Source organism: Thiomonas sp. X19, from assembly GCF_900089495.1.
Lineage (GTDB): Bacteria > Pseudomonadota > Gammaproteobacteria > Burkholderiales > Burkholderiaceae_C > Thiomonas_A.
Map to the genome: position 1 here is coordinate 2274494 of NZ_LT605203.1, position 24123 is coordinate 2298616.

Here is a 24123-nt window from a genome sequence, read left to right on the forward strand (position 1 = left end):
CGGCTGCTGGTTGTGATCGTTCTTGCCCCCGCCTTCGTCCTGGCGCCGCGCAGCGGGTGCCTTGCCTGCCGCCGCCCCGCACCCACCCACGCTTTGCGCCCACCGTGCATAAGCCCGTGAGAGCAACACCATCACGGAGCATGTCATGCCTGCCGCAGCCAAACCCCCACGCACCCCGCACACCCCGCGCGACCGCTTTTTTCACTTCCGCGCCTCGACCCCAGAGATCGACGCCATCAACCGCCACGCCGCGCAGGCCGGCATGCGTCCCGGCGTGTTCGTGCGCGACCTCGCCCTGTCCGGCGGCAACCTGCGCATCGTCAGCCGCGTCGATGCGAGCGCCGTGTTCGAGCTGCGCCGCCTCGGGGCCATGCTCAAGAGCCTGTACCCCAAGGAATCGAACTGGACCAACGAGGAGAAGCGCGCCCACTGGGCCGCGATGAAGGCTGTCCTGGCGCACGCCCGCAAGCTCTCCGGTGAGGACGATGCCGGCGGCGAGCATGGGGATGCGTGATGCTCGCCAAGGTCGTCAAACTGTCGAACGAACGCGGCGGGAAGGTGTCCGCGCACCATGGCGTGCACTACATCTTCCGCCAAGGCGCGCAGGAGCATGCGCTGGAGCGCAACGTCGCCGGCGGCAGCTTCCATCTGGAACTCGGCGGCCTCGACCTGACCGACCCGCTGGATCGCGACCTGGCGATCCGCATGATGGACTACACCGCGGAAGCGGGCCGGGTGCGCAACCGGTTCACCAGCAATCCTTTTTATCACTACGTCCTGTCCTGGCGCGACGGCGAGCATCCGACCCCGGAGCAGTGCCGCGATGCTGCAGCCCACACCCTCAAGGCCCTGGGCCTGCAGGAGAACCAGGCCGTCTGGGGTCTGCACACCGACCGCGATCATCACTGGCATATTCACATCCTCGCCAACCGCGTTCACCCCGACAAACTCCACCTGGCCGGCCCGCCCAAACTGGATTTCCTGGTGCTGGACAAAGCCTGCCGTGAGCTTGAGATCAACCAGGGCTGGGCGCACGACAACGGCCCGCACGTCGTCATCGACGGCGCGATCAGCCGCCTGAGCAAATCCCAGCGCCAGCAGTTGGGGCTGGGCGGCAAGCAGGAGCGCGCGCCGACGCCGGGCGCCAGGGCCGCGGAAGTCCACACGGGCGTTCCGAGCCTGGCCGACTGGCTCACCAAACGCGCCCAAGACGATCTGCTGGCCGCGCAGTCCTGGGCCACGTTGCACCAGGCGCTGGCCGGGCGCGGCTGCGCCCTGCGGCCGCATGGTGGCGGCTTGGTGATTGAGACCGCCCTGCCCGATGGACGCACCACCAGCACCAAGGCATCCGGCGTGCACTACAGCCTGAGCCTGGGGCGGCTGGAGACGAAGTTCGGCCCGTATCTCGCCCCTGCTCCAGCCCTGGTGAACAGCAAGGCGCACCCCGCGAAGACCTATGCCCACTTCGTCGACAACGTCCGCGCCGGCACCGAACCCGGCATGCAGGACATCCCCGGGCACACCGGATCGACGCCCGAGCGCCAGGCCAAACGCGAAGCCCGCGCCCTGGCGCGCAAAGAACTCGCCGAGGCCTACAAGCACGACCAGGCGGCGCAGAAACGCTCGCGCAAGGCCCTGGTCGGCGGCCTGCGGGCGCACCACAAGGACGAGCGCATGGCGCTGCGGCAGGAACTCAAGGCCATCAAGCCCGCACGTCTTGCCGAACTGACCGCCGAGCATGGCAGCAGGACGATTGCACAAGGGCTGTGGGCGGCCGAGGCCGTGGTGCGCCGCCAGGAACTGCAAAAGCGCCAACTGGCGGAGCGCACCTCGATCACCCAGGATGCGCCGCGTCTGGAATGGCCGGAGTGGCTGGCGCGCCAGGCCACGGCCGGTGACGAAGCGGCAGCGGCGGCCCTGCGCGGCATGAAGTATCAGGACGGGCGCAAGCGCAGCAAAGGCGGCAAGGGCAACAAGAACGGTTTCGAAGGTGAAGACCTGGATCCGTTGCGTGCGGGTGCGCATGGCTCTGCGGCCGGCGCCATCGGCGGTGCACCTCCCGACCCAACCCCAGGGGCAAGGAAAGCCTTTGCCCTGGACGATGCCCGCATCCGCATCGACCGCCTGGCGCAGCGCATCGAGTACAGCGACCGTCAGGGCCTGGTGCGCCTGACCGATTCCGGCCCCCGCATCGACGTCCACATGGCCGATGCCGACACCCTCGAAGCCGGGTTGCTGCTGGCGGCGCAGAAGTTCGGCGGCGAGGTGTTCATCACCGGCGATGCCGCGTTCCGCGAGCAGGCCGCCCGCCAGGCCGCACGCCTGGGTGTGGGCGTCCAGGATGCCGATCTGCAGCACGTTGTCGAGCAGGAACGCGCCCAGGTCGACGTCGAGCACACACCGTCACGCGGGGCGCGGCGCGAACCGCGCGGGCGGTGATCACGGTTTGCGGCTCACTGCAATAACCATCCAAGCGGCCCTCGCGTTGGAGGGCTGCGCCACTGATCTTGAAAGGATCCATCATGAAGCTGCTCCAATTCGCCACCGTCCGCCACCTGCGCGCCGCCGTCGTGCGCCGCCTCAGCCTCGTCGCCGCCGTGTTCCTGGCGACCAGCGCCGAAGCCATGGCGTCCACGTCCGGCGGTCTGCCCTGGGACACCCCGATCCAGACCCTGCAGAACGATCTGACCGGGCCGGTGGCCACCGGCATCTCGGTGATCGCCTTCCTCGCCGCCGGCGCCGCGCTGGTGTTCGGCGAAGAGCTGGGCGGCATCGCCAAGAAGGCGCTCTATGTGGTGCTGGGCGTCGCGATGATCGTCATGGGCAACAAGTTCCTCTCCGCCCTGGGCCTGTCCGGCGCCGTGATCTGAGGCCCGCGCCATGGACGAGCAGGACGATATTTCCGCGCCGATCCACGGTTCGCTCAACCGCCCGCTCCTGATGCTGGGCGGTGAGCGCACCCTGGTGCTGGCTCTGATGACGCTGGCGGGGGTCTTCGTGTTCTCGCTGGCCAAGCTGTGGGCGGCGGGGCTCGGGATCGGTCTCTGGGTGCTCGGCACCTGGGCGCTGTCCCGCGCCGCGCTGTTCGACCCGCAACTCTCCAAGACCGGACGCCGCTCGTTGGCGTTCAAACGCTTCTATCCCGGTCGCGCCACGCCGTTCGGCAAGTCGCGCGAGTGGAAGTAATCCCAAGAATCCCAAGGAATCAACATGCTCGCTCTCCAGGAATTCCGTGACCGCTCTGCCGGTCTGCCCGATCTGCTGCCCTGGGCCGCGCTGGTGGACAACGGTGTCGTGCTCACCAAGTCCGGCGCGCTGCTGGCCGGCTGGTGGTATCAGGGGCCAGACCTCGATTCGGCCACCAAGGGCGAACTCCGGGGCATGGCCGCGCGCATCAACAGTGCGTTGTCGCTGGACGATGGCTGGGTGGTGAACTGCGACGCCATCCGCCAGCAGGCGCCCGGCTACGCCGCCAGGGGCGCCTTCCCCGACCGCACCACGCGGCTGCTGGACGACATGCGCCGGGCCAAGCACGAAGGCCAGCATGCCGGGTTCGAGAGCCGCTTCGCGCTCACCCTCTCCTGGTTCCCCGACCCGGACGCCGCCGACAAGGCCGCCGCCCTGTTCATCGACGGTGGCGAGAAGACGGGGGTGGCCGCGCGCAATCTGCAGCGTTTCAAGGACGGCATCCGCGAAGTCGAATCGCGCCTGTCCACGGTGGTCAGGATCCATCGCATGGCGGACGTGGTCGACGAGGACACCGATGCGGTCAGCAGCGATCTGCTGGGCTATCTCGAATCCTGCGTCACGCTCCAGGCGCCGCGCCCGGTGAAGATGGTCGAGGTGCCGATGTATCTGGATGCGGTGATCGGCCAGCATGATTTCACCACCGGCTTTGAGCCGCGCCTCGACAACATGCCGATGGTGTGCCTGGCGGTGGACGGCTTCCCCGGTTTCAGCGCCCCCGGCATCCTCGACTTCCTGTCGCGCCTGCCGGTGGCCTACCGCTGGAGCAACCGCTTCATCTATCTGTCGCAAAGCCAGGCCGACAAGGTGCTCAACAGCTACCGCAGCAAGTGGGCGATGAAGCGCAAGTCCATGATGAATATGGTGCGCGAGAGTTCAGGGGGTGCGGCAACCCACCTGAACATGCACGCGGTGGCGCAGACCGATGACGCGGTGGACGCGATCAGCGAGAACCAGTCGGGCGCGGTGCGCTTCGGCTACTACACCAGCGTCATTTTGCTGGCCCACGACGACAGCACGGCGCTGGATGAGATCGCCCGCGAAGTGCGCAAGATCATCGAGAACGCCGGCTTCGGTGCGCGCATCGAGACCGTCAACGCGGTGGAAGCGTATCTCGGCACCATGCCGGGCAACACCCACGCCAACGTGCGCCGCCCGCTGATCAACACCTTGAATCTGGCGCACATGCTGCCGTTCACCGCGGTGTGGGCCGGGCCGGATAACAACCCCTGCCCGTTCTACCCGCCGAACTCGCCGCCGTTGCTGTACGCCAAGACGGACGGGGCGACCCCGTTCCGCCTGAGCCTGCACGCAGGCGACCTGGGGCACACCGTCATTCTGGGGCCAACCGGCTCGGGCAAGTCCACCCTGCTGTCCACCCTGGTTGCGCAGCAGTTCCGCTACAAAAACGCGCAAGTGTTTGCCTTCGACAAGGGCTACTCCATGCTCCCGCTGTGTTGGGGCGCGGGTGGCCAGCACGATGACATCGGCGGCGAGCATGGCGAGCTGGCATTCTGTCCGCTGGGCCGCGTGAACGAGCCGAACGAACAGGTGTGGGCGGCCGAGTGGATCGAGCAACTGTGCGAACTGCAGGGCGTGAAGATCCTGCCGGAGCATCGGCAGAAGATCTACCGCGCTATTCAGCAACTCGGCCAGTCCACGGACCGCATGGCGCAGCGCACCATGACCAACCTGCTGATCCAGCTCCAGGACGTGACGCTGCGCGAGGCGCTGGGCTACTACACCGTCAGCGGCGCGGCGGGACATCTGCTGGACGCCGAAACCGATGCGCTGGCCGAAGACCCGTTCCAGGTGTTCGAGATGGAGCACCTGATGCACAAGGGCGACAAGGTGGTGCTGCCGGTTCTGTCCTACCTGTTCCACCGCATCGAGCAGCGCTTCAAGGGCCAACCCACGCTGCTGGTGCTGGACGAGGCCTGGGTCATGCTCGGCCATCCGGCGTTCAAGGCCAAGATCCGGGAATGGCTGAAGGTGTTGCGCAAGGCGAACGTGGCGGTCGTGTTCGCCACGCAGTCGCTCACCGACCTGACCAAATCCGGCATCGCCGATGTGATCTTCGAGTCCTGCCCGACCAAGATCCTGCTGCCCAACCCGGAAGCGATGACGGAGAACATCCGGCCGCTGTACGAGGGCATCGGCCTGAACCGGCGGCAGATCGGGATTCTGGCGATGGCCACACCCAAGCGCCAGTATTACGTCATGCATCCCGACGGACGGCGGCTGTTCGAGCTGGGGCTGTCGGCGCCCGAGATCGCCTTCGTTGGTGCGTCCGGCAAGGAGGACGTTGCCCGCATCCGCGAACTGCGCGGTGAGCTTGGGGATGCCTGGCCGGCGCAGTGGCTGCGCGAGCGCGGGCAGTTCGACGCGGCGCAGAAGTGGGAGCGTTATTGATCCTGGCCAGTGCCGACGTGGAGCGCGGCTTGACGGTTTGCGGCGCTTTGCAATCAGCATGTAGGCAGGTCGCTGATCCGCCGCATCCATCCAATCAAGGAAAAATCATGAGCCCAAATCCTGGAAATCATCGCACCGAGATCGACAAACTCCTCAGCGACAACAACGCCTTATGGATCGCCATCGAACTGATGGGCCTTGATCCCGGAAAAGTCATCGACGCCATCAGGTCCCCCCGCGACAACTTCTGGTACCGCGCCACTTTGGGCAGCTTGACCTGTTCAATCGATCCGGAAAACCCGCGCATCAAGCGGTCCGGTTTCTCCGACAAAGCCGTGGTGACCATGCAAGCAATACTGTCCGACCTGCGGGCCAGGAAGCCTGCGCAACAAGCACAACGGAAGAATGCGCAACCACAGATTGCGCCGTATGGATCCTTTGTCGTGAAACCGGATGCCAAGGATTTGTGAGCATGAACAAAGTCTTCGATGCCCGATTCAAACCAACCCAGCGAGCCCACCATGCGCAAGTTCCTCATCCCCATCCTCTTTGCCCCTGCCCTACTGTCCGCCTGCGCCAACCCTGGCGTGCCCCAGGCATCCGCGCTGGGCACTACCACGCAAGGTTCGCAACAAGCGCAGGCCGTCCAGTTCGGCACTGTGCTGGCGATCCAGCCGGTGCTGATCGCCTCGAACTCCACCGCCATCGGCACGCTGGGCGGCGCTGCGGCGGGTGGCTATCTCGGCTCGCGCATCGGCAACGGCAACGGCTCCACGGCCCTGGTCATCCTTGGCGCGGTGGCCGGCGGCATCGCCGGCAGTGCCGCCGAGGGTGCGGCGACCCGCGAGCAAGGCCTGCAGATCACCGTGCGGCTGGACGACGGACAGGCCATCGCCGTGACCCAGGCCGCCGATGTGCAGCTTGCCGTGGGTCAGCGCGTCGAGATCATCGGCAATCTGTACGGCGGCAAGGCCCGCGTGCTGCCGATGGGTTGATGGGCGGGTGGTCAGGTGTGTGGACATCACGGTTTGCCGTGTCCACACCATATCCATCTATCCAGACCCACCGGAGCATCCGCCATGCGTCAAACCCTTCTTGCCGCCGCTCTGGCGGCGTTGCCGTTCCTGGCTTCGCCGCTGGCGCTGGCGCAGACCCTGCCGCCCGCCCCTGCTCCCGTGCCCGATGCGCAGACCACGATGCGCACGGCCGCCACGCAGAACGGCAGCAGTGCTTATGCGGGTGGCATGGCGTATTTCGACCAGCAGGCGTATCAGGACGCGGCCAACACGGCGCAGGACATTGCCAACCAGGATGCGGCCAACGCCAGCGGTGGCGGCGGGGGTGGAGGGTATGGGGTGGGCCTGTCCGGTTCCACGGCCTGGCAGGACGCGGCCGCCCAGGCCCAGGGCGTGGCGAACGACCAGCAGAACCTGGCTGACGCGCAGGTGACGGTGCAGCAGCAGGGTTCGTCATCGCAAGCCGGCGCGTACAGCACCGAGTCGGCCCAGGCGCCCGTCGTTGCCCGGAACGACAACAGCGCCGCGCAGACTTCTGCTTCGAGCGGCGAGTCCGCCTCGAATGCCAGCATCACCCAGGGGACCGGGGTGCAGCAGGGCCAGCCCACGGTGACCAACAACACCAGCGATTACCTTGCGGCGGGCGCGGCAACCCAGGCGATGATGAGCCAGGCGGCGACGGACGGCTACCAGTCCAACATCGACGCCTACAAGGCCGCGCTGCAGGCGGCGGCCGACGCTGCGTCCTACAACTACGGCGGCGCGGCTTATGAAACCGCGGTGAATCTGCAAAAGCAGGCCGAGGCGGATGCCGACTATGCCGGCGGCGTGTCTGCCGCACCGATTCTGTCGGGCGCCATGGACGCTGCCGCCGCGGCGTCCGCCGTGAACAGCGCATCCGGCACCTTGCAGCAGATCCAGTCCATGACGGGGGTGCGGCAGGGGCAGACCGCCGGGGCCACCAGCACCCAGGAGGCCTTGCGGCAGACCACCGCTGGAACCGGCGTGCAGACCGGCCAGGCGGCGACGGCGGCCAGCACGGACACGTCCTACACCAGCGCGGCCGACAGCCAGCAGGCGAGCCTGAACGCATCCAGCCAGCAGAACGAGAACGACGCCGAGACGGCCGCGCAGGCGGGCCGAGCCGGGCTCGATGCCGAGTTCTCGATGAACGCCGCCAACACGATCGCCAGCTACGACAACACCATGGGGGCGTCATCGGCGGATCCGGCTTGGACGCAAGCGGCGGCCATTGCGCAGCAGCAGGTTGACCAGAACCAGCAGGTCTATGGCCAGCAGCAGGCGATCCAGACTTCGGCGACGAACGACGGCAATGCGACCTACAGCGCCGCAACTGCCGCAGCGCCCGACATTGGCAACACCCTCAACACGGCGGCAGGCAGCGCCGGGACCAACGACGCGAACACCACCTTGCAGCAGATCGGTGCTGCCACCGGCGTACCGCAAGGCCAGTAATCCACACGGGAGTTTCCACCATGAACGCATTCAAGCAAAGCATCCTGGCCCTTGCGGCCATGTCGGCCATCGCCACGGTGCCGGCTCACGCCACGGGCCTGATCGCCGGGGCGACGTTCCCCGAGCAGATCGTGCAGGAACTGACGGCCGTCGAGCAATACGCGACCCAGGCGCAGCAGCTTCAGGCGCAGTTCCAGCAGGTCTACAACCAGGCGCTCAGTCTGGAGCGCCTGCCGACGCAGAATTGGCCAAACGTCTCGGGCAATCTGCAGCAACTCATCAACCTGATCGGCTCCGCGCAGGGCTTGACGTATGCGACGCAGAACACCGCTGCCGGCGTGCAGCAGCAGTACGGCGTCAACGGCCAGAGTTACCAAGCCAACCTGTCGCAGTGGAACGGCAATCTGACCAGCCAGATCCAGCAGGCGCTCAATCAGTATGGCCTGCAGACAAGTGACTTCCAGACCCAGCAGCAGGCGCTGAACCAGGTGGAGAACGCCAGTCAGTCCGCCGCTGGGCGCATGCAGGTGCTGCAGGCGGGCAACCAGATCTCGGGGATGCTGGTGAACCAGTTGCAGGGCCTGCAGCAAACCATGATGACCAACGGGCAGGTCGAGATGAACGCCATCGGTGCGCAAAGCGGCCAGACCACGCAACAGAACCAGATCAATCAGCAATTCCTCGACGGCTCCACCGGGGCGGGGTTTTATTGATCCCAAACCCTGATTCCGAGCTACGATAGAAATTCAGACGGCCTTCGGGCGCGAGTGCGGGGCGACTCATCGAAACAGCCCCTTTGCATCTCCATCCATTCCACTCGCGCCAGGAGCGCACCATGAAACCGTCTGAGCACAAACTCGTCTCAACCCTCGTCCTCGCCTGCGCTGTCGGCCTGCTGGCCGGCTGCGGGCACCAGGCGTCATCCATCACCGCCCCGGGCGTCGGCAAGGTGGCTGGCGCCCCAGTCAATACCAGCGAGGGGCCGTTCGGTGGGCAGACGGTCGCCTGGTACGAAGCCCAGTTGAACAGCCATCCCAGCCCGCGGTCCGCCGCCGATCCAGCCTGGCAGGAAGGCTTGTGGTGTGCCGGACGGGATGCCCAAGACAACGCCACGGTGAGCGCCGATGCCGTGGCGAAGCGTCAGGGCACGGTGTCATGTCAGAACTTCTATCGCGGCGTGAGCCTGGCGCAAGGGCCGTATGCCGGACATGGCCACGCCTGGTTCAAGGCGCATCCGCAGCAGCGCGGCATTGAATCCGGCTGGTGCCGGGCCACCGGCAACACCACGGGAGCCTGCTTCGCGGTGGAGACGACCGGGGCGGGGTTTTACTGATCCGGCCTTTCCTGCTGCCTGGCGCGGTGGTCGCTTGGCGTGCTGGACAGGAAGACAACGCCACCCTGCCCGGTCGCGCGGATGCTCCATCGCGCGCAGGTGCTTGGTCATGGATCGGCTCATGCCTGAATATGCTGCTGGACGGCAAAGCAAGGCAGGGGCAAAGAACATCTGCGACCACCACATCCTTGCCCCTGTCCGGAGTCAACATGCACGGCGCTGGGGGCGGCAATACGACCCCTGAATGCTCGGCGGCGCGCAATCGAACGGGTCAGGGATGCACGGCCTGCGCCACCAAGCGCACGCCCAGCGCCGCGCAGACGCGGCTGATGGTGTCAAAGCGCGGGGTGCTGTCGGGGCGTAGCGCTTTGTAGAGGGCTTCACGGGTGACCCCGGCCGATTTGGCGATCTCAGTCATCCCGCGCGCACGGGCGATGTCGCCAAGTGCTGCAGCCAGCAAGGCGCTATCGTTCACCTCAAGGATGCCAGTTAGGTAGGCGGCGATGGCGGCCTCGCTATCGAGGTAGGGCGCAGCGTCGAATTCAGGTAGATCGGCTACTTTGATACGTTTGCTCATGGTGTTGCTCCGGTCAATCCAGCAAGGCCGCTAGCGCACGAGCACGCCTGATGTCACGTTTCTGGGTGCGCTTCGCGCCACCGACGAGCAACACGATCAATTGCGCGCCGCGCTGGGTGAAGTACACACGCCATCCGGCCCCGACGTGGATGCGTAGCTCGGAGACGCCTTCGCCAACAGGCTCAACGTCCCCCAGCAGTCCACGCTCCAATCGCTTGATCCTGGCCACCACCAGGCCGCGCACCGCAGCATCGCCAAGGTCGTCGAGCCAGGCCGTGAATTCGGGGAGCGGCTTGATTGTGAACACACATTCAGTGTAATCGTTCGATGACTGCGCATCAAGCCGTTTGGTGATGGGTTGTGAACCGCCCTGAACGCCGCGCAGCGGGTGCCCAGGCTTTCCCGGCGGCGGCCAGCTCGGATTGCGGCAACCACGCATACCCACCTGTCAACCCTCTTCGACAGGTGAATCCATGAAACTCAACCGAACCGCGCGCTGGCTGCTGCCGTTCCTGCTCGCCCTGGCCTGCGCGCCCGCCTACGCCGGCAACGGTGTGCTCGACCAGATCCAGAGCACGTTCCAGACCGCCTCGACCGGCTGGATGACGTCCGCCCTGGGCCTGGCCCGGCCCCTGTTCTTCGGCCTGGCCGCCATCGAGTTCTCCTGGGCGGCGATCAACTACACGCTGCGCAAGAACGATCTCGGCGAGTTGTTGACCTCGATGACGCTGAAGATTCTCGGCATCGCCTTCTTCGCCATGCTGCTGACCGAGGCGCCGACCTGGATTCCACCGATCATCAACAGCTTCACACAGGCTGGGCAGACCGTGGGCGGCGGCGGACCGACCTCGATCTCATCCTCGATCGGCCCCTCAGAAATCCTGAATGAAGGCATCGACACGGCGGCCAAGGTGGTGTCCACGGCCGACAACATCAACAACGGCCAGACGGCGGCCGGGGTCAGTCTCTTTTCGCCGGGCAAGTCCATGGCGGCGCTGGGCGATAACCTGTTGTCGGCCATCTTCATCGGACTGACCGGCCTGATGATCCTGCTCGGCTACCTCGCCATCGCCATGCAGCTTCTCATCACGACGATCGAGAGCTACATCGTCATCGGCGCCGGCGCCTTGATGCTGGGCTTCGCCGGGAGCCGCTGGACGCTGCCGTTCGCCGAGAAGTATTTCGGCTACGCGGTGAGCGTCGGCATCAAGCTGTTCACCATCTACGTCGTCGCCGGATTCGGCGGGCAGCTTGCCAACATCATCATCGCCCACTGGGCAACCGTCGCCGCCGCGGCGCCGCCGAACAACGTGGTCGGCCCTGTCGATTTCATGACGGCGGGCGTCACCACCCTGGCCTACGGCGCGGTCGGCTACATGGTTCCGGGCATCGCCGGATCGATGATGAACGGCTCGCCGAGCATGAGCCTGTCGAACGCCGGCGCTGCCGCTGGCGGCATGGCCGCGGCTCCGCTCGCGGCAGGTCTGGCGGGTGGCGCGGCGCTCTCCAGGGTTGCTGCCCTGGCGACTGCGCCGTTCGGCAGCGGTGGGTCTGCTCCCAAGGGCGGCATCGGCGGCAGCTCCCTGCTGCCGGGCGGCCCGGTGGGTGGCGTCTCGGGCACCTCACGGCTGGAATCCCTGGCGGCTGGGGCGGGCAAGTCCGCTGGCGCTGGCATCAAGGGCGCATCGTCGGCGCTGGGTGCGATCCCGGGCGCTGGCCCTGTGCTGGCCGGAGCGGGTGCTGCTGGCAAGGCGCCCAGTGCCGGGGCTGATGCTTCCGGCTCTACCGCCACTGCCGCGCGCTTCCAGCCCGATGGCCCTGCGGCCAACACGGGGGCCACGACCGGAACGGGTGATGCCGTGAAGTCCGGCGCCGAACTCGGCAAGGCGGCGGCGCCAACGACGCAGGAAGCCGGGTTGTCATCCGCGCCGACCACGGCCAGCACGCCAGGTGGCAATGGCTTCGCCTCCGCCCCTGGGGGTGAAGGCGGGGCTTCGGCCGCATCGGCTGCCGAGCAAGCGACGGCGCAGCGCCAGTTCGAGCAGGACAACAAACCCAAGGACAAGGGACCGAGCCTGAGCGACCGGCTGCATGACGGCGCCGCAGCCCTGCAGCACGAGTCGGACAAGCGCAAGCCTGGGCTGTCGCACGACGGTCAGAGCGGTGGCATGAGCATCCGGATGCATCACACCGATTGATTCGGCCCAGCGCCATCCCCCCCACCCGGCCACGGCGACGTGAGCCGGGTTTTTTCATGGTTTGCGGCACCTCGCAATACCCATCCAAGGCCATCGCACCTGCTGGCCGCCTTGGATTGGAGTCTCGACATGCGCAACATCATTCTCGTCGCGGCAATCGCTGCGGCGCTCAACACCAGCCCGGCCTGGGCCATCACCGGCGCTGGCACTGCGTCCACGTCGTTCGTCGGGGCCTCAACCGGCGCCCCGAGCGGGTCGAAAGCCATCCAGGTGTCGCCATCCTCGGCCACGCCATCGGGCCTGGGTTCGTCCACATCGACCTCGGCACCGTTCATCCCGTCCGCGACCAACCAGCCGGGGCCGACCAACCCCATCCCTGGCAATAACAGCTACCTGGGCTATGGCGCGAATGCGAGCGGCGCGGACGGATCCGGCGCCATCGGCGCCAACAACACCGCGATCGGTGCCAACGCCACCACGTTCGACCCCAATGCGACAACGCCCGGCAGCGACAACACCGCGCTGGGCAGCGGGGCAACCGCCATCGACGGACAGGTGTCCGCCACCGGGGGGACGCTTGCGGCGGGATCGAACGCGTACGCCCAAGGCGTGGGAGCAACGGCCGTCGGGCCGGCTGCATCGGCATCCGGACCCAGCGCCTCGGCATTCGGGGTGGGCGCTTCGGCGGCCGGCAGCCTGTCAACAGCCGTCGGCGCAAACGCTTCGGCGGGTCCCAACGCGACGGCGATTGGAGCGGGGTCGCAGGCGTCCGGCTTTTCCAGCCTGGCGGTCAACGGCGGCGTCGCAAGCGGCCCCGGGTCGGTCGCGATCTATGGCACTGCGAGTGGGGCGTCCAGCATGGCCCTGGGCGGCTCCGCCTCGTCGACCCAGGCGCTTGCGCTTGGTTTGGGCGCCGTGGCCAACGGCGCGGGCGGCATCGCGATTGGCGGCCTTGGCGGCCCGAACACGAACACCCAGGCGGGGGCCGCAACAACAGCCGGGCAAGATGCGATTGCAATCGGCATCGATGCCGCTTCAACCACCAATTCCGTTGCGGTTGGGCAGGCGGCCTACGCCAGCGGCGGGGGGATGGGATCGGTCGCCATTGGCATGGGCTCGACCGCGAGCGGAAATCAGTCGGTTGCCCTCGGCGCCGGGAGCTATGACGATGGACGGTCTTCCGTCGTCAGCATCGGCTCGGGGAGCGGCGCCGGACAGACGCGGGGCATCATCTTCCTGACGGCCGGGACGGTCTCGGCCAGCAGCACCGATGCGATCAATGGCTCGCAACTGTATGGCTTGGCCCTGAGCACGGCGTCCGCCCTGGGTGGCGGCGCAGCGGTGAGTGGCAACGGCGTTTCCGCGCCGAGCTATACCGTGAAAGGCACCAGCTACAACAACGTCGGTGCGGCCATCAACGCGCTCAATGCCGGGCTGGGGTCTTCGGGCCCGGCCGCGCCCGCGGCGGTGCAGTATCTGGATCAATATGGGGCGACGACGTCATCCGTGACCGACGCGGCGGCGCTGGTCGGCACTGGCGGCACCGGTACGCCCGTCACCCTCTCGAACGTCGGCGCGGGCGTCCAGGCCACCGATGCTGTCAACGTGAGCCAGCTTGCTGGCTTGATGACCAACGGTGGGGGCAGCAATCCGATGTTCATCATGGGGGGCAATCCGGGCAGCATTTCGGGGGGTTCTCCTGTCGTGATCTCAAACGTCGCCCCAGGCGCCGTCGCCGCAGGCAGCACGCAGGCGGTCAACGGCGGGCAGTTGTACGCCGCCGAGCAGGCCGTGCAGAGCCAGATCAGCAGCATCCAGTCAACACCTGGACCCGCCGGTGCACAAGGCAGCACGACCAACGTCAGCAACACCAACGGCATCTGCGTCACCACCAACGGCTCCAACGTGGTGTGCGGCAATGGCGCGACGGCCAACGGCACCAACGCCATCGCACAAGGCACCAACGCCACGGCGACCGGCACCAACGCCCAGGCTCAGGGCCAGCATGCGGCCTCCAGCGGCACGAACGCGGTGGCCATCGGCCAGGGCGCGAGCGCCACCGGGGCGAACACCATTGCCTACGGCACCAACTCGGTTGCCAGTTACGCGGGCTCAGTCGCGATCGGCAATGGCGCCAAGGCCATCGCCGACCCGACCACGGCAGTGGGCAACAACGCTGTTGCAGCAGCAAACAACAGCGTGGCGCTCGGTGCCAACGCCACGGCCAACGGCACGAACTCGGTGGCCGTCGGCCAGGGGTCGGTGGCCAACCGTGCCAACTCGGTGTCGGTCGGCAACGCCGCAACCGGGCAGCAGCGCCAGATCACCAACGTCGCCCCAGGCACCTCTGGCACCGATGCGGTCAACGTCAACCAGTTGAACTCGGCGCTCTCCGGGATGCAGCAGAACCTGCGGCAGCAGATCAACGGCATGGGCGCGATGGGGATGGCGGCGGCGCAGATTGCGGGCCCTGCCCTGTCGGGCAAGACCGCGGCGGGCGTCGGCATCGCCACGGTGGGCGGTCAGCAAGCCCTGGCCATCGGCATCAGCCGTGTTCCCGAGCGCCATCCCGACATGCTGGTCCGGTTCAGCGCCGCGTTCAGCACGGCAGGGCAGACAGCGGCGGCCGGTGGTGTGAGCTGGCAGTTCTGATTTGCGGCCCCTACGCGTAACCAGGCAAGCCCGGCGGTGCTGGGTTTGCAATCAACCAGGAAACATCATGGACGCCAAAAGCAAACTTTATCGCAACGCTGTGTTGCTCAAGACCAAGAAGAAGTCAGGCCCGATGCCGGAGCTTGCCCCACGCCGCGACCCGCTGATCTGGGCGCTATTTGGCCCGAACTACAAGCCCACGGGAGCGAAATCATGAGCCGGGAAGTGAATGTCGATGCCTGCTTGCAGGCGCTGTCGGGCTGGAGCCTGGCCGATCTTTGGATGGGCCTGGCGCAAGCCGAACTTTGGGAACTCGGCGCGATGCTCGCCGACCACGCCGACGGCGTGCCGACGCTGGCGCACCAGTACCCGGAAGCCGCGCAAAGGCTCGGCTTCTGGGCCGAAAACTGCGGCCTGGACCCGGGCACCGGGGAGCGGGCGGTGATTGATGTGGACGATTAAAGGATGTTGGCCATGGGGCTAACCACACAACAAGGAAACATCATGGACAACATCACGGCCCGCATCGTCGCCGCCATGCTCAGCATCGCAGCGTTTGGCGGCATCGGCACCGCGGCCTACACCAGCCTGCAGACGTCCGCCAAGGCCACGGCCATCCAGACGAAATTTCTGGCAACCATGCCCAAGCTGCCGGCTTCGCTGCCCCCTGCAGCAGCGTCGGGGGCCAAACCATGAGCATCGAAAACCAAACCATCATGCAGCTTGCCATCGTTGCGCGCAGCGAGGGGCCGCGCGGCATGCGTAAGCACGCAGACTTGATGCCCGATGCATTCGGCCGGATGGGTCTGCGCCTGCTCAGCAGCGGCGCCGATCCCGACGACATCCGCGCCTTGTTGGGGCTAAGCGCCGCGCGGGATGCGAGGCTCAAAGAGATCGTGGCTGAGGGGCTGGCAGGCATCGCCGACGCCGAAAACCCGCAGAGGCTCGAAACACGGCTGCAGCGGATTGCCAATGGCTTTTGAGCGCCCCAGGGGCGGCCCGGCGTTTCCTTGAGGGACGCGCGGCCGCATCATTTGCGGCACTTGAGCATATCCCTGGTGACACAACTCACCGGGGATTTCGATGTCCGCTTTCCAACACGCGGTTTTGTCCAACCTTGAGGCACAAGGCTGGAAGATCGGCAAGTCGCACCAGGCCCGCGAAGGCACCATGCACCGGGCGAACGATGGCGGCGGATCGACCGAGGCGCAGGCCATTCTGATCAAAGACAGCGGCATCGCCGTCATCACCTCGCACCGTGGCAGTCTCGATCTGCCGAAGCCCTGGCGCGAAGGGCGCGAGGCCAGCGACGGGTCTCCGACCCGCTACATCACCGCGCGCGATCTTGGGATCGAGGTCGCGGCAGATCCCCGTTGCCCACCCGCGCCGCCGGCAAGACGGGCTGCCGACCAGGCACACGTCGCGGTTGCAGCCCATGATCCCCTGGATGCGGACTGCGTGGCGGGTGTGCTGGCGGCGTGGTACGCCGGCCCCGTCCCGCGCGATGATCATCCGCAGCTTGTCAAGGGCGGCGCCTGGGTGCATCCCAGCGGTCTGCGCGAGTTCCCGGTGGACCACAAAAACGCTGGCGACCTGCTGGCCCCACTGTTCCGCCCCGTCTCACCCACTTCCCGCTCCGTCGAGCTGTGCGGCGGCCAGCAACTGCTGCGCAACACCGAAGCCACGCCGGACAAGTACGTCCTCGCCGGCAGCAAGATGTCCGGGGCGTTCGTGCCGCTGCCGCTGCCGACGCGCGATGCGATGTTCACGCCCCCAGGGTGCAAGCCAGACTTGCGCGCGGCGCTGAATATGGAGGGCCGGTCGAACCCTGGCTTGTTGGCGCAGCTTGCCCCGTCCTGCGATCTGGGAGCGTCCTGGCTGCGGCCCGGCGCCCGCATCGTCGTTGTTGAAGGCGTGCGCACGGGGCAGGCCATCCGAACGGCAACCGCTGGCTGGGGATCGCCAGCGGGAAGCGTGAAGGACACGGTCGTGCTCGCGGCACTGTCGGCCAACAACCTGCCAGCGGTGGCGCGCTGGCTCAAGGCGTCCGGCTTGGCGGCAAAGCATGAGATCGTCTTCGCGGCCGACAACGACCTGCAGAAGTCCGATTTTGTTGGTATTCGCAAGGCCGTCGAGGCAGCGCAAATCTGCGGCGGCAAGGTGGCGCTGGTGGACAACCACAAGCCCGGGTTCGACGCCCACGACATCCTCAAGGAGCGCAAGCACGACCTGCGGGCGGGGCTGGCTGCCGTCCGGGAGTTCATCGACACCGCGCGTTCGCCGCAGCAAGTGCGCGCCGATCGGGCCGATGCGTTCGCGTCGCCAGTGCCAAGTCAAGACCCAGGCAGGGGCAAGGACATCGGCCGTGGTGATGCGGGAGTGTCGCGTTGAATCCCTCTCTGACCCTGGTCCTGCCCCTGTCGCTCATCGTGCTGAGCCGCCTGCGCCGGCGCGACATCGACCGGGCGATGGCCGCCGCGCTGGCGTTCACCGCGGGCGGCAACATGCTGCTGATCGGCCTGCAGTGGCGTGCCGGGTTCCCGGGGCCGGTGCCCAACACCAGCGGCGTGCATATGTGCTGTCGGCCGTCCCGCTTCTGCCTTGCCTGGAGCTGTGGGCTGTCTCGTGCGGCAGGGAGCCTGGCGGCGCCTGGTCAACGCGCCCCTGGATGCTGGCGGCCCTGGCGTTCGCGTCGATCCTGCCGTTCGACGCGGCGTGAGCTTTGTCGGTGGCGCCGGCTGGGCGGACAGCCTGATCTGGACGCCGGCCTTCACCGTCGGTTCCGCGCTGCTGTGCCGCTTCGCGATGCGTGTGCTGCGCGACAGGCGACACGGTTTGCCGTGTCCACGGCATATCCACCCTGAGCCGCGAATGCGGACGATCACCGGAGACCCCCATGACCTACATCAATGCTGATTTTGATGCTCTCTACGACACGCTCAACCACAAGAAATTTGACAAGCAACTGCACTACGTGGTTGCCGGCGGACGCGCCACGTTCGCGATCCCCGTTCTGCATCGGGTGATCGGCACGGATGATCTGGTTCTCTGCGGCGCGCAAAAGGTCGAAATCAACCCCGATCACGATCATTGTCATGTGTACCCCGGTTCACGGATGTCGAACGCGTTCGGCCTGATCGCGTCCGGCGGCCTGGCTGTCACCATCCGGCAGAAGATTCTTGCCGGCGAAGAGATCCCACCGGAAGACGTGCGCAACCTGGTCGACACCCAATCGCCGCGCCTGGTGATCGCGCATTCCGCAGCATCGGCCCTGGCGATCCATCACGCCACCGGCGAGCCGGTGCTGTGCGCGCTCACTCCCGACAACATGCTCCCGGCCGCGGCCTATGCCAGAAGCGTGCTGGGCGACAAGGCCGCCATCGTCCTGTTTCCCGACAACACCCCCGCGTCGCGACAGGCCGCGCTGCTTGCGGCCCACGCCGTCAGCGGCAAGGTGACCGGCATGAACCCGACGGCGCCCCAAATCAACCTGATGCATGGGCTTGTCGACGCAACACAAGCAGCAGACGAGCGAGACCGAGCGCGGCCAACGCCAGATCCGCAGGCGGCGGAACGCGCAAGGTACGACTTCATCATGCACAACATTCTCGATCCGCTGAAGGCTGCGCAATGCGTCACACCGGCACAAAAAGTCTCTCGTGACAGCATTGATTTTCGTAAAGCGCAGGTGCGCTTCGGCGGAAACGACATCGAGCGCTGAAGCCCATAGACCCCCCCATCAACTGACTCCAAAAGCCAGCGCAATGAGGGTTTGCGCCATGCGCATGTCAGCGCTGCGCACGCACGGCTTGTCCTCGCGCCCATTGCGGACGCCAAACCCTAGGCGCCAGGCATGGGGCGCGCGGCGTCCATGCACCAACTTGCCGCTGGCATCGCTAACCCGGAAACCACCATGTTCAAAAACCCCGCATTCGAAGCCGACTTCGGCAAGCAAAGCCCCGAATCCACCCGCCAGGCGATGGCCGCCGCCATGCGCGGTCAGCCGGCGCAATTCGTCGTGCCGATGTTTCGCATCAAGGGCGACACCATGCGTCTGGACGGCGCGCAGAAGGTCGAGGTCAACCCCGACAAGGCCGCGGTCTATCCCGGCTCGCAATTCGGCGCCGGATCGTTCTCCATCATCCCGGTAACCGAGGCCATGCGCTTCAAGATGATGCTGGGCGAGCCGATGACGGCCAGGGATGCGCCTGATCCCGTCGAATTCGGTGGTCAGGTGGTGGTCACCCACTCCGTCGCATCAGCCCTGGCGATCTATCACGCCACCGGCGAGCGCGCCATCGTCATGCCGGCGTTCACCCCGGAGAACATGAAGGCCGTGGCCGAGTTCGCCAAGAACACGCTCATGGCCAAGGACATCGTGGTCGTGCCCGACAACTCGCATGCCTCCAGGCTCGCGGCGCGCGAGGCGGCCAAGGCCGTGGATGGCAAGGTGGCGCAGATCGACTATGGCCCGGAGCAGAAGAACTTGCTGGGCGTGATGGCCGAAGCCCGCAAGTGGGGCAACAAGCTGTTCCCCGCGCCGGGAAACATGCTGGACGAAGCCAAGCGCGATCGGTCGATCCAGGGCGCTGCCAAGCGCACCATCCGCGACCCCGTGCTGAACGCGGCGAAGTGGGACAAGGTGCCGATCCCCACCGTGACCCTCACAACCGTGACCCTCAACAACGGCCGTCAGATTGTCGCGCAGCGCCAGCCCGAGGCGGAAGTGGGGCGGTAGCGGTTTGCCGTGTCCACACCATAAGCCCATCACCCGCACATGTCGGAAACCGGAGAACCCCATGAACGCACTCGACACCCTCGACAACCTGGTTGACCAGGCCAAAGCCGACGCCGAACCGAAACCCGAAGCGCAGGAAGTTCCTGCCGCCACGTTTTCCATTGCCCCTGATCTTGTGGCCGCAACACCCATGCCGGCGGCTGCCGACCCCGACCTGTCGGTGGAGCAACACAAGCGCCTTGATCTGCTGCACGAGTACGAGGAACTGAGCGCCCCGGCGCGCACCGAGCGCAACGCCGCCATTGATGGGTTCGATGCCGACTGGCGCGAACGCTGGATGAAGCTGCAAGGCGACGTCGAGGATGCCCGCGCCAAGCGGGCTGAATCCCTGACCGCCGAGGGCGTGGCTGCGCATCTGCATGACAGTGTCCTGGCGAAAGAAACCGCCGCGCTGGTGGAAGACTTCGAGGCGCGCAAGGATGCCGCAGCGCGCGACATGGACAAGACCATGCCGCGCCCGGCCCGCTGGGTCGATTTCCTGGGCGAGAAGGCGCAGGACAACCCTGGCGACCCGGTTCTGGAGTCCTTGCTGGAAGAAGCCAGGAAAGCGCCTGATCCCGGCATCGAAGGCTTCGGCGGTGTGCCACCCAAGGCCGTAACCCTGGCCGACCTGGTGCACAGCATCGACCAGGACGGCCAGATTCATTACAAGCGCGGCCTGCGCACCGTGATCCATGATCGCGGCTCCCGCCTGGACGTGCAGCGCAACGATGATCGCGACATCGGGGCGGCGCTGAAGATTTCGGCACAGAAGTTCGATCTGAAAAAAGGTTTGATGCTCACCGGCGACTTGGCGTTCAAGGTCAAGGCCGCCGAGATCGCAGGCCGTCTGGGTTACCCGCTGCAGAACAGCGAACCCGAAGTGCTGATGGCCTGGAAGAAAGGCCGCGACCTGAACCCACAGCTCAAGCGCGCGGTCGTGCCCAGTGTCGAGCGCGGCATCACCGGCGATCTGGCGGTGGCCCGTCCGATTGCCGAGCGCACCGGCCCGGTGCAACTGCGCGCCGATCCGCTCACCATCGAGCAGGCCGACAAGCTGGGGGTGACCCCCAACGGCGACGGCGTGGTGGTGATGCCTGCCGAGCGGGTGCTGGCTGCCGGGGCCGCGTTCCGCGAAACCCAGAATGCCGCGCTGCGCGTGCTGGCGCAAGCTGACCTGCGCAAGCCGGACGGCGGGGTCGACCTGGGCAAGCTCAAGGAATTGGCGCCCAACCTCACCCGCGATGGCGCACTCACTGAACTGGCGCGGGACGTGGTGATCGTGCGCGACGACCGCGTGATCCGCACCCGCGAAGCGCTCGGTCCTGAGCTAGCGCCGGTGATCGGCGTGGCCTACAGGACCGCAGGCGAACGCGCCCGTGAAAACGAAGAGGTCGCCGCCAGCATCGCCAGGGCGCACGAGGCCGAACGCGCGCAGGGGCAGGCTGCCGAACAGGATGCCGACGCCAAGAGCCTGCGGGTGCGCAACGTCGATGAAGAGCTGGAGGCTGTCGCCGCCAAGAAGGAAGGCCGCGAGGTCAAGGACGAGAAGCGCGAGATCAAGTCGGAAGAGGTCGCACTTCCCGGCCCCGCCGTCTTCCGCTCCGGGCGCACCGGCAAGACGATGGACATGGGCCAGGGTATCGGACTCTGATCGCCATGCGCGAACGGACGCAAGCGCAGCGCGAGGCGCTGGTGCGCCAGTCGCTCGTCCAGGATGACCGGCTCGTTCGGCTGCTGGCCGAGTGGGTCGGCCGCAACCTGTCGGGCTACGACTGGCAGGACAGCATCCCCTGGCGCATCGAGCGCGAGATCAGCGTGTTCATCCAGCGCGTCAATCGCTTTGTGAAACAGGAGCAAATGATGAAACCCGTAACCCTTGAAATCCCCGCGCGTGATGCGCAACGTCTGGGTGCCGTCGTCGATCACGACCTGGCGCCCGTGAACGAACAGGACGAGGCGCAAGGCGGTGAACGAACGCACGACCAAGCGCTGCTGGACGCCCTGGATCTGGGCATCGAGCCTGTCGGCCTGGGGGTGTGACATGAACATCCCCATCGAGGAACTGAACCCCGACCTGCGCCTGGGCGTGCAGGCCTATGCGTTTCTGGTCGCCGACAAGGGGCCTGGAACCTACACCTTCCCCCAGTTCGCCGACATCATCGGCGAGCGCTATCGATCCGCGAACGCACGGGTCATCGCTGCGGCGTTCCGGGAGTTGCCGGACGGCAGCGTCACGTTCGGCGCGGACGGCGCGGTGTCGGTTGATCTGCCGAGCCCGCAGCCTGCGTATTTTCCGCGTCCCGATGTTGCACGCAGGACGGATGACGACGCCGGTGTCAACCTGGTGGACCTTGCCGGTGGCGTGGTTCAGCCCGAGCCGGTCATCCATCTGGAGAACCCAACAGCAGGGGCAAAAGAAGGGATTGAACCAGGGCAAGCCCCGGCACGTGACTTCCGCCAGGAGTTCACCGACAAGGTGATTGTGGCGATCGAATCCGGCCAATCATTGCCGTGGAACAAGCCCTGGCACACGTTGCAAGGCTTGCCGCGCAACGCGGTGTCGGGCAAGCATTACCAGGGCGGCAATCGCGTGATCCTGGGCCTGGTGATGCTGGAGAAGGGCTACGCCGATCCACGCTGGGTGACGGTTAAGCAGTCCAACGATCTCGGCGGCCACGTGCGCAAGGGCGAGAAAGGCGTCATGATCGAGCGCTGGGACAGCAAGCCGTTCTGGCAGCGGCGCGATGTGGAGCTTGTTCACCAGGGGCGCATCGTTGGTGTCGATCGCAAGCGCGGCGTCGATGCGGCCGGCGTGCATCTGGTCGGCGGCGCCGTTGTTCCGCCTGCGTCTTTCACGGTCAAGCATGACAGCAAGGATTACTCCTGGAAGCAGGCCGAGCGCGCGCTGGATCTGCTGGTGGGGCGCAACTACGTCGTCTTCAATGCCGAGCAGTGCGACAAGCTGAAGCTGGAGCCGCTGGCGCCGCGCCAGAACATTCCTGTGCTGGAACGTGGCGAGCAGTTGATGACGGCGATGCAGGAAGACGGCGTGCGCTTCGTGCATCAGGGATCGCGGGCGTACTACGCGCCGGCCGGAGACCTGATCGCCCTGCCTCCGCACGACACGTTCAAGAGTGTCGAGGGCTACTACGGCACCGCCCTGCATGAGATGGGCCACGCCACCGGCGCCGAGAAGCGCCTGAACCGCGAGGGCATCACCGGCGGCCACCGCTTCGGCTCCGAGGGCTATGCCCGCGAAGAGCTGCGGGCCGAACTGTTCTCGGCCTTCATGGCGGCCGAGACCGGCATCCCGCACGACGATGACCAGCACACGGCGTATCTGCAGTCGTGGGCCAAGGCATTGAAGCAGGACAAGAACGAGATGTTCCGGGCGGCGTCCGAGGCGGGCAAGGCGGTGGACTATGTGCTGGGCCAGGAACAGGACTTGTTGCAGAAGATCGATCGCATTGATGGTCAGCTTGTCGGCCAGCTTGTCGGGCCGGAGGTTATTGACTTGTCGCAAGAACCTCATGCGTTGACCTTTGCGGAGTTCGCTGGCATCGCGCATGCTGAAAAGCTGGGACCGAGCCATGGGCGGCAATGGGAAGTGTTCATGGGCAAGGAGTCGCTGGGCTTTGCCGATGGGCCGACGATCGATGGCGCATTGCGCCAGGTGCATGCGCGCGAGGTGAACAATGCCCTGTACGGCAATCAGCCTGAATCGCCTGAATTCCTGCGCAAATCCATGCCGCCTGCGCAAGTGCTGGCGGAGTATCCGGGGCTGCAAAAGCTGTGGGCGGGTGTGATCGATGCGCACCAGCCGGCGCACGAGGGCCAAGCCGCACTGGACGCCGCGATGGACAAGTTCCAGAGCGAGGTGCGGCGGGCGCATACCGCCGATCCACCAGCCGCTCAAGAGCTTGCCCCGCCCCAGAAAACCATGTTCTGGCGCAAGGTGAGCAACGTCGAAGACATCTGCGACGACGTGGTGAACCTGCCGGGTGCCGGGACGCAAGGGTCGGATGCGGTGAAGGTGGTTGACACCAAGGCTCTCTCCGCGGCGGAGTACGACGCGTTCACCGCGGATTTCTTCAAGTCACAGTCCTGGTTGGCTGGCAAGGGTGGCGTCGAGCGCCTGGACGACGGCAGCGACCAGCGCCATGTCGTCGAGGTCACCGCGCCGGATCGCCAGACCCTGCACATCGACCCCAGCGGCCACGACTATGCCCGCTATGTCGGCATCCCCGAGGCTGATGTGGAGCAGGTGCGCGCCGCCCGGTCGCTGCTGGTCAGCGAACCAAAAAGCGTGGAGCCCGATCGGAAAACGCAGCGCCCACGGGCGAACAAGGCCCAGGCGCTTGAGCGTTAAGACTGCGCGACACGGCTCCACGCCTCGCAAACCCGCTTCGGCGGGTTTTTTGGTTATCTGGACT

At 66.4% G+C, this 24123-nt stretch carries 25 protein-coding genes; 23 read left to right on the top strand and 2 right to left on the bottom strand.

Features of this window, described 5'->3' with window-relative positions; genetic code table 11:
- Window positions 1–145: 145 nt before the first annotated feature.
- The 10 genes from THIX_RS10890 (at window position 146) to THIX_RS10935 (ending at window position 9483) form a co-directional block, all read left to right on the top strand.
- Window positions 146–514 (top strand): hypothetical protein, encoded by a 369-nt coding sequence (locus THIX_RS10890; protein ID WP_112486257.1) that lies wholly within the window; start codon window positions 146–148, stop codon window positions 512–514.
- Entirely contained in the window at window positions 514–2439 is a 1926-nt protein-coding gene (gene traI, locus THIX_RS10895; RefSeq protein WP_112486258.1) for a TraI/MobA(P) family conjugative relaxase, read from the top strand. The genes THIX_RS10890 and traI overlap by 1 nt, the downstream gene beginning before the upstream one ends.
- Window positions 2440–2522: 83 nt before the next feature.
- Window positions 2523–2870, top strand: a complete 348-nt coding sequence (locus tag THIX_RS10900) for a TrbC/VirB2 family protein (protein WP_112486259.1) — start codon at window positions 2523–2525, stop codon at window positions 2868–2870.
- 10 nt (window positions 2871–2880) lie between these two features.
- Entirely contained in the window at window positions 2881–3186 is a 306-nt protein-coding gene (gene trbD, locus THIX_RS10905; protein WP_112486260.1) for a conjugal transfer protein TrbD, read from the top strand.
- Between the two features lie 24 nt (window positions 3187–3210).
- Window positions 3211–5658 (top strand): transporter, encoded by a 2448-nt coding sequence (locus THIX_RS10910; protein WP_112486261.1) that lies wholly within the window; start codon window positions 3211–3213, stop codon window positions 5656–5658.
- Window positions 5659–5765: 107 nt separating this feature from the next.
- Complete coding sequence (locus THIX_RS10915) at window positions 5766–6128, top strand: hypothetical protein (RefSeq protein ID WP_112486262.1); 363 nt, start codon at window positions 5766–5768, stop codon at window positions 6126–6128.
- Between the two features lie 51 nt (window positions 6129–6179).
- A complete protein-coding gene (locus THIX_RS10920) occupies window positions 6180–6653 on the top strand; it encodes a glycine zipper 2TM domain-containing protein (protein ID WP_112488309.1) in 474 nt (157 codons plus the stop codon).
- An 84-nt stretch (window positions 6654–6737) separates the two neighbouring features.
- Complete coding sequence (locus THIX_RS10925; protein ID WP_112486263.1) at window positions 6738–8150, top strand: hypothetical protein; 1413 nt, start codon at window positions 6738–6740, stop codon at window positions 8148–8150.
- A gap of 20 nt (window positions 8151–8170) precedes the next feature.
- Window positions 8171–8863: a P-type conjugative transfer protein TrbJ gene (gene trbJ, locus THIX_RS10930; RefSeq protein ID WP_112486264.1), complete on the top strand. Its 693-nt coding sequence runs from the start codon at window positions 8171–8173 to the stop codon at window positions 8861–8863.
- A gap of 122 nt (window positions 8864–8985) precedes the next feature.
- The gene (locus tag THIX_RS10935) at window positions 8986–9483 is read left to right on the top strand and encodes a hypothetical protein (RefSeq protein WP_112486265.1); all 498 of its coding nucleotides are present in this window, start codon (window positions 8986–8988) and stop codon (window positions 9481–9483) included.
- A 271-nt stretch (window positions 9484–9754) separates the two neighbouring features.
- Here THIX_RS10935 and THIX_RS10940 read toward each other — a convergent pair whose 3' ends face one another.
- Together THIX_RS10940 and THIX_RS10945 are read right to left on the bottom strand one after the other, a co-directional pair.
- Entirely contained in the window at window positions 9755–10060 is a 306-nt protein-coding gene (locus THIX_RS10940) for an addiction module antidote protein (protein ID WP_112486266.1), read from the bottom strand.
- A 13-nt stretch (window positions 10061–10073) separates the two neighbouring features.
- Window positions 10074–10367, bottom strand: coding sequence for a type II toxin-antitoxin system RelE/ParE family toxin (locus THIX_RS10945; RefSeq protein WP_112488310.1), 294 nt, complete (start codon window positions 10365–10367; stop codon window positions 10074–10076).
- Window positions 10368–10533: 166 nt separating this feature from the next.
- Here THIX_RS10945 and trbL point away from each other — a divergent pair, with 166 nt between their 5' ends.
- From trbL to THIX_RS11000, 13 genes are all read left to right on the top strand, one after another.
- Window positions 10534–12258 carry a P-type conjugative transfer protein TrbL gene (trbL, locus tag THIX_RS10950; RefSeq protein ID WP_112486267.1) on the top strand — a complete coding sequence of 575 codons (1725 nt, stop codon included), beginning with the start codon at window positions 10534–10536 and terminating at the stop codon, window positions 12256–12258.
- A 129-nt stretch (window positions 12259–12387) separates the two neighbouring features.
- Complete coding sequence (locus tag THIX_RS10955) at window positions 12388–14910, top strand: YadA family autotransporter adhesin (protein WP_112486268.1); 2523 nt, start codon at window positions 12388–12390, stop codon at window positions 14908–14910.
- Between the two features lie 67 nt (window positions 14911–14977).
- The gene (locus tag THIX_RS23390) at window positions 14978–15127 is read left to right on the top strand and encodes a hypothetical protein (RefSeq protein WP_158540857.1); all 150 of its coding nucleotides are present in this window, start codon (window positions 14978–14980) and stop codon (window positions 15125–15127) included.
- Window positions 15124–15372, top strand: coding sequence for a hypothetical protein (locus THIX_RS10960; RefSeq protein WP_112486269.1), 249 nt, complete (start codon window positions 15124–15126; stop codon window positions 15370–15372). Before THIX_RS23390 ends, THIX_RS10960 begins: the two co-directional genes overlap by 4 nt.
- Before the next feature lie 42 nt (window positions 15373–15414).
- Window positions 15415–15606 carry a hypothetical protein gene (locus THIX_RS10965; RefSeq protein ID WP_146748513.1) on the top strand — a complete coding sequence of 64 codons (192 nt, stop codon included), beginning with the start codon at window positions 15415–15417 and terminating at the stop codon, window positions 15604–15606.
- A gap of 20 nt (window positions 15607–15626) precedes the next feature.
- The gene (locus THIX_RS10970) at window positions 15627–15893 is read left to right on the top strand and encodes a hypothetical protein (RefSeq protein WP_146748514.1); all 267 of its coding nucleotides are present in this window, start codon (window positions 15627–15629) and stop codon (window positions 15891–15893) included.
- A gap of 100 nt (window positions 15894–15993) precedes the next feature.
- Window positions 15994–17301: a hypothetical protein gene (locus tag THIX_RS10975; RefSeq protein WP_112486272.1), complete on the top strand. Its 1308-nt coding sequence runs from the start codon at window positions 15994–15996 to the stop codon at window positions 17299–17301.
- On the top strand, window positions 17298–17774 hold the full coding sequence (locus THIX_RS22980; protein ID WP_146748515.1) for a hypothetical protein: 477 nt from the start codon (window positions 17298–17300) through the stop codon (window positions 17772–17774). The genes THIX_RS10975 and THIX_RS22980 overlap by 4 nt, the downstream gene beginning before the upstream one ends.
- A gap of 32 nt (window positions 17775–17806) precedes the next feature.
- Complete coding sequence (locus tag THIX_RS10980; protein WP_112486273.1) at window positions 17807–18631, top strand: hypothetical protein; 825 nt, start codon at window positions 17807–17809, stop codon at window positions 18629–18631.
- 192 nt (window positions 18632–18823) lie between these two features.
- Window positions 18824–19648 carry a hypothetical protein gene (locus THIX_RS10985; RefSeq protein ID WP_146748516.1) on the top strand — a complete coding sequence of 275 codons (825 nt, stop codon included), beginning with the start codon at window positions 18824–18826 and terminating at the stop codon, window positions 19646–19648.
- Between the two features lie 61 nt (window positions 19649–19709).
- The gene (locus tag THIX_RS10990; RefSeq protein ID WP_112486275.1) at window positions 19710–21341 is read left to right on the top strand and encodes an LPD7 domain-containing protein; all 1632 of its coding nucleotides are present in this window, start codon (window positions 19710–19712) and stop codon (window positions 21339–21341) included.
- A gap of 5 nt (window positions 21342–21346) precedes the next feature.
- Window positions 21347–21730 (top strand): hypothetical protein, encoded by a 384-nt coding sequence (locus THIX_RS10995; protein ID WP_112486276.1) that lies wholly within the window; start codon window positions 21347–21349, stop codon window positions 21728–21730.
- A 1-nt stretch (window position 21731) separates the two neighbouring features.
- Window positions 21732–24059, top strand: coding sequence for an ArdC family protein (locus THIX_RS11000; RefSeq protein ID WP_112486277.1), 2328 nt, complete (start codon window positions 21732–21734; stop codon window positions 24057–24059).
- Window positions 24060–24123 lie beyond the last annotated feature (64 nt).